The organism is Endozoicomonas sp. SESOKO3, assembly GCF_024606255.1.
Genome location: NZ_JAHHPR010000514.1, coordinates 1 through 4,974 on the forward strand (window position 1 = coordinate 1; position 4,974 = coordinate 4,974).

General features: G+C 45.1%; 7 protein-coding genes. 6 read left to right on the forward strand and 1 reads right to left on the reverse strand.

What is annotated here, in order from left to right; all coding sequences use genetic code 11:
• Nucleotides 1–335 precede the first annotated feature (335 nt).
• From KDK18_RS08890 to KDK18_RS08915, 6 genes are all read left to right on the forward strand, one after another.
• The gene (locus tag KDK18_RS08890; RefSeq protein ID WP_257254547.1) at nt 336–1,940 is read left to right on the forward strand and encodes an ankyrin repeat domain-containing protein; all 1,605 of its coding nucleotides are present in this window, start codon (nt 336–338) and stop codon (nt 1,938–1,940) included.
• Nucleotides 1,941–2,243: 303 nt separating this feature from the next.
• Nucleotides 2,244–2,501, forward strand: coding sequence for a type II toxin-antitoxin system Phd/YefM family antitoxin (locus tag KDK18_RS08895; RefSeq protein WP_257254548.1), 258 nt, complete (start codon nt 2,244–2,246; stop codon nt 2,499–2,501).
• A gap of 1 nt (nt 2,502) precedes the next feature.
• Complete coding sequence (locus KDK18_RS08900) at nt 2,503–2,943, forward strand: type II toxin-antitoxin system VapC family toxin (RefSeq protein WP_257254549.1); 441 nt, start codon at nt 2,503–2,505, stop codon at nt 2,941–2,943.
• Nucleotides 2,944–2,945: 2 nt separating this feature from the next.
• Nucleotides 2,946–3,242, forward strand: coding sequence for a hypothetical protein (locus KDK18_RS08905; protein ID WP_257254550.1), 297 nt, complete (start codon nt 2,946–2,948; stop codon nt 3,240–3,242).
• A 216-nt stretch (nt 3,243–3,458) separates the two neighbouring features.
• Entirely contained in the window at nt 3,459–3,725 is a 267-nt protein-coding gene (locus KDK18_RS08910) for a type II toxin-antitoxin system Phd/YefM family antitoxin (RefSeq protein WP_257254551.1), read from the forward strand.
• Nucleotides 3,712–4,086, forward strand: coding sequence for a type II toxin-antitoxin system VapC family toxin (locus KDK18_RS08915; protein ID WP_257254552.1), 375 nt, complete (start codon nt 3,712–3,714; stop codon nt 4,084–4,086). Before KDK18_RS08910 ends, KDK18_RS08915 begins: the two co-directional genes overlap by 14 nt.
• Nucleotides 4,087–4,172: 86 nt before the next feature.
• Here the strand turns inward: KDK18_RS08915 and KDK18_RS08920 are convergent.
• A partial coding sequence (locus KDK18_RS08920) for a BCCT family transporter (RefSeq protein WP_257254553.1) occupies nt 4,173–4,974 on the reverse strand: 802 nt, incomplete at its 5' end.

The following is a 4,974-nucleotide window of genomic DNA, read 5'->3' on the forward strand; positions in this document are numbered from 1 at the left end:
GAATGGGTGTGTTGCACGAAAGGTGACTGCTTGAGGTAATGGGCTTGCAGAATATTTGCTATCGGCCACCTATTCATCCTTTCATATCAAGCTTTGTCTCGAAATTGTCCCCTACAGAGCAGCTGCCTGTCATTGTCAGAGGCTCTGTTGAAAAGCACCAACACTTATTTGGAAGGAGCTGAATTTCTGCACACTGAAAATACCGCGCTGTGAAAGAGCAGAACCTTTTACCCTCAACTTAAATCGAACTGAATCATGGAACTTTTTGATACCTTTTCGAGTCTGAATCTTAGGATCAATATAATTAAAGCGATGAATAATGAAGGGAGAATCGTATGCATCCAGCCGTAAACCTGAATGTTGAAAGAGTGCTTAGCTCAGCCTCTGGTTCGTACAGTGAATGTAATCAACCGGGTAATTTTCAGGGTCGAGCCAGCTCCTGCGTCAGTGCTGGCAGCTTTGGCAACACACCTTCAGTTGCGGGAAAGCAGCCTCCACTCCCTTGGGATTATTCAGCGGCAGTTACACTGGCTGATCGAACGACGACCGAATGCAGCAATATATCCTCCCGGTTCGCACATGCAATGCCCACCCCAATGGTTACAGCGGAATATACCAGCCGTGCAACAGGTAACAGGGACAACGCTGAAACCGTCAGTGATTCACCATTCTGCTCAGAGGCTGACGGTGGATGGCGCGAACAACTCAAAAGATTATTAGATTCCTCACTTTTATACGGGGGTGGAATGCAACAGACCAGTGGACGAAAAGAACCTCTCAGTGAACTCAGTGAGAAAGCGCTGCTGAAAGCCATACTGCTTGCAAAAGATCTCTACCCGGAAATTAAGCCCGATGATGTTCGTTGTATCAACACTCGTCCTGGTTTCTTGCAGACTCGCAAGTATGAAGGATTGGTAAAAGACGCACTGAATGATTTCTTCAAAAACTCAACCCATGATTTTTCGCCTGTGAGTCCGGTGAGCGATCAACTGCAACGAGCCGAACGGCTGCTTCAACGTTTTGCCCAGACGAAATCTGGTCAAAGGCTTTACAGAAAAGCCGTTGCTAATAATATGGTTGCCCTTGAAAGTTTGTTGAGAGGAGCGGGTGTTGATATCAACCATCAAAGCCCTAAAAGTGGCAACACACCAATAATGGCAGCAGCCCTGGCAAATCGTTGGACAATGGTTAGTTTACTGCTTGATGCAAAAGCCAGTGTGCATCAACAAAACAAATCTGATTATCATTTATTGGAGCTGATTTTTAATGCCTGGTTGGGTTATAAGATTACCGATGACCAGCAGCAGACATTTACTTTAAAAGCGCTGCGGAATGAGCCTGAAGCTCAGATTAAGTTGACTCAGAACGGGCAGACAAAGTTACTTGCCGTTTACGCCTTTCAATATGCAGTCATGAGAAAGTGTTGGTCATTTTGCAATGCTTTGTTGAAAGAAAATGCTCTTCTGGTCAGCGTTTTAAAACAATACCAGACAGGTTCCAAGCTTATCATGGATGTAGTGACGTACTATTGTGACCCGGCAGCAGCAACGACGTATCTGGTGAATTTAAAAGATGCTAATGGGCGAGCACTTTTTAATCTCAACTGTAAGAATTTGATGGGTGAGACGCTCCTGATGCTGGCAATAAAAAAAGGTAATACCCATACCGTTAAGTCCCTTCTTAACGCCCCGGATATTCTGCGAAATATTAATGATAGCGTCGTCTGCCTATCGGAAAGACCCACTCATTGGACAGCATACACTTATGCTCACTACTACAGTGAGTACTATCAAAACCGCCATATCCTCAGAGAGCTAATGATGCACGGTGCAGAACATAGGCCTGCATCCAGGGTGAAAAAAAGGGAACCAGATAGTAGTAGCTATGGTCATTCCTACCATTTCGGTGGCTTCAGTTATGGCGATGATGGCGGTTGTTAGCCGAATTGTCGGAACATCAGGGGTCAGATCTTTAATCATTGCCTTGTACAGAGAAAGGTCTGACACCTGAGGTGCCTGCAAGCATCCGTTATGACTACCTTACATCACGTTGTACGTCGGTAATCGTAAGTTTCTGTCTCTCCTTTAATAAAGGGACGGCATCTACTTTGGTAGGTGCTCAGTATTGGAAGCTCGCTCCTTTAGGGGCGAGTAGTTCACCAGGGAGTCCGGGAAGGACATTTTAGACCCTACCCAGTAATTATAGTAACATTACTACAATTACCGATGAAACAGGACAGAGCTATGTCACAAATATACAGTTCCAGAGAGTTTAACCAAAAAACCAGCGAGGCAAAGAACTTAGCCGAAAAGCATCCAGTATTCATTAGAACAAGAGGTAAGACCACTCATGTTCTTTTGAATATCGAGGAGTATCAAAGGCTCAAGGGCGAAAAGAAAAACGTTCTGGAAATGCTATCTTCGCTTGGAAGCAAAGAAGAGTATTTCGAGTTCGAACCACCAAAACTTGGAAAGATAGACCTTAAGCCTGAGGAGTTTTGATGTGTATCTATTGGACACCAATGTGATTTCTGAGCTGAGAAAAGCAGAAGCAGGAAAGAGCGATATTGAGGTGCTTAGATGGCTATCAAATACTAGTTTTTCTGATCTATACATTTCATCCATTTCAATATTGGAGCTTGAAATCGGCATTCTTCAGATGGAGCGAAAAGACAAAAAGCAAGGAGCATCTTTGCGATCATGGATGGAAAAAAAAATAAAGGTTGCTTTTGAGGACAGAGTTTTATCTTTCGATGGTAAATCCGCAGTCTGTGCTGCCGAATTTCATGTCCCTGACCCTAAATCTGAGAGAGATGCAATGATTGCCGGCATAGCTAAGACAAATCAAATGCTGGTTGTGACTAGAAATGTCACCGATTTTTCAATGGTAAGAACCTTAAATCCTTGGGACTCAGGACAACATATTTTGACCCCATATCCATAAATATGTTTCTCGTACTGATCAATAATATCACCAATGACCTGATCTTTGGTCCAGCCCATAATATCTTAGTCCTGACTGCCCTCCCTCAAAAAAAATTATGTACGTTAGTACTTACTATCTTCATCATCAATGACAAAGCTGGACTGAACGTAGGAACGGGGGCTGACCTTGTAGAGAAAATCCTGTTCCTCACCATGAAACACATTCAGAAAGACAATGCTTTTGTTTCAGTCAAAGTCTATGCCGACTGCCACGCCCTGTTCTTCAAGCTCTCTGGACAGGGACTTTATGGCGGGTAACACCACACTTTTCATGAACCCCCTGACACTTTTGCGCTCTGGAATAATGAGTAATATTCTGCAATCGGGTTTGCCATGGAATGGAATCACTGGCATGGCTCGGAGCCAGGGTGGTTTGGGCCAGGCTCATTCCATATTGGAAGAGACTGAGAATTTACTTTTATATGTACGTAACTAAAATATAACGTACACACCTCAACAAAAGATAGGCACAACATGGCAAATCAGCAGAATGGACAAGAGCCAATCAACCTGACCAATCTCAGGAAAAACATCTACACCATCTTTGATGAGATCATCAGAACAGGAGAACCCGTGGCCATTGATCGTGGTGGTGTCAGCCTGACGATTAGCCTGACAAATAAAGGCTCTAAGCTGAAAAGACTGGAAAGTATGGGTGAGCAATCCATAATCATTGGCGATGAGGAGGGGCTGGAGAGTGAATCAGTGTTTAACTGGGAGCCTGAGAATGGTTTTAATTGATACTCATATAGCCGTCTTTTTACATTCCAGGCAAGTCAGAAAACTCTCTCCCGAAGTCAAAGTCATGCTGGACAACAATGATATCGTGCTGCCCGAAATGGCCGGGTTTGAGCTTCAGTACCTGTATGAGATCGGTCGAATTGCTGAGACGCCAGCCAATATTATCCAATTCCTTTATACCGAAATTGGTCTCACTATGTCGAAAACCCCCATGTCGAGGCTTGTGGACGAGGGCATTCTGCTGCCCTGGACACGAGATCCTTTTGATCGGCTCATTTGCGCTGATGCTCAGGTGCAGAATATTCCACTGATCACTCATGATCAGAATATTCTGGAAAATTTTCCTCAGGCTTGCCGCTGAAATGAACAAAGGAATAGGTATCGCAGGGAAATGCGCCCCGATTGAGAACCCATCAAACGACAGCTTTCCACCAGGGCGCCATTGAATCAGCGAACCATATGCAGAAAGTGCATATGTTTCTCGTACTGATCAATAATATCGCCAATGACCTGATCTTTGGTCCAGCCCATAATATCGTAGTCCTGACCGCCCTCCCTCAAAAAGACTTCTGCACGGTAGTACTTACTCTCTTCTTCATCATCAATGACAAAGCTGGGTTGAACGTAGGAACGTGGGCTGACCTTGTAGAGAAAGTCCTGTTCCTCACCATGAAACACATTCAGAGAGACAATGCTCTTGTTTCGGTCAAAGTCTATGCCAGTTTCCACACCCTGTTCTTCCAACTCTCTGGAGAGGGACTTCATGGCGGGTAGCACCACACTTCGCATGAAAACCCTGACACTTTTACGTTCAGGGAAGTGAGTAATATTCTGCAATCGGGTTTGCCATGGAATAGAGACATTGGCATGGCTCGGAGCCAGCGTGGTTTGGGTCAGACTCTCTTTTTTGGCGGTATCCAGTGCCAGTGCTTTTAGCAGTCCATAGCCGGAAACCAACAACACGATAGAAAATGGTAAAGCCGTAGCAATCGTGGCCGTCTGGAGAGCCTTGAGTCCTCCGGCAAGCATCAGTACCAGTGCCACCAGACCAATCAATGAAGACCAGAACACACGCTGCCAGACCGGAGTTTTCCCTTCACCCGTAGAAGCCAGCATATCAATCACCATGGCACTGGAGTCGGAAGAGGTGACAAAGAATACCACCACCATGATAATGGCAATTCCTGAGAGGAATTCTGTGGCCGGGAAATACTCCAGAAACTTGAAGAGCGCCAGCGAGACATCAACC

What these genes read in the sequence shown, in the direction of transcription:
- KDK18_RS08890 (WP_257254547.1), top strand. Translation starts at nt 336, where the DNA reads ATGCATCCAGCCGTAAACCTGAATGTTGAAAGAGTGCTTAGCTCAGCC.
- KDK18_RS08895 (WP_257254548.1), top strand. Translation starts at nt 2,244, where the DNA reads ATGTCACAAATATACAGTTCCAGAGAGTTTAACCAAAAAACCAGCGAG.
- KDK18_RS08905 (WP_257254550.1), top strand. Translation starts at nt 2,946, where the DNA reads ATGTTTCTCGTACTGATCAATAATATCACCAATGACCTGATCTTTGGT.
- KDK18_RS08910 (WP_257254551.1), top strand. Translation starts at nt 3,459, where the DNA reads ATGGCAAATCAGCAGAATGGACAAGAGCCAATCAACCTGACCAATCTC.
- KDK18_RS08915 (WP_257254552.1), top strand. Translation starts at nt 3,712, where the DNA reads ATGGTTTTAATTGATACTCATATAGCCGTCTTTTTACATTCCAGGCAA.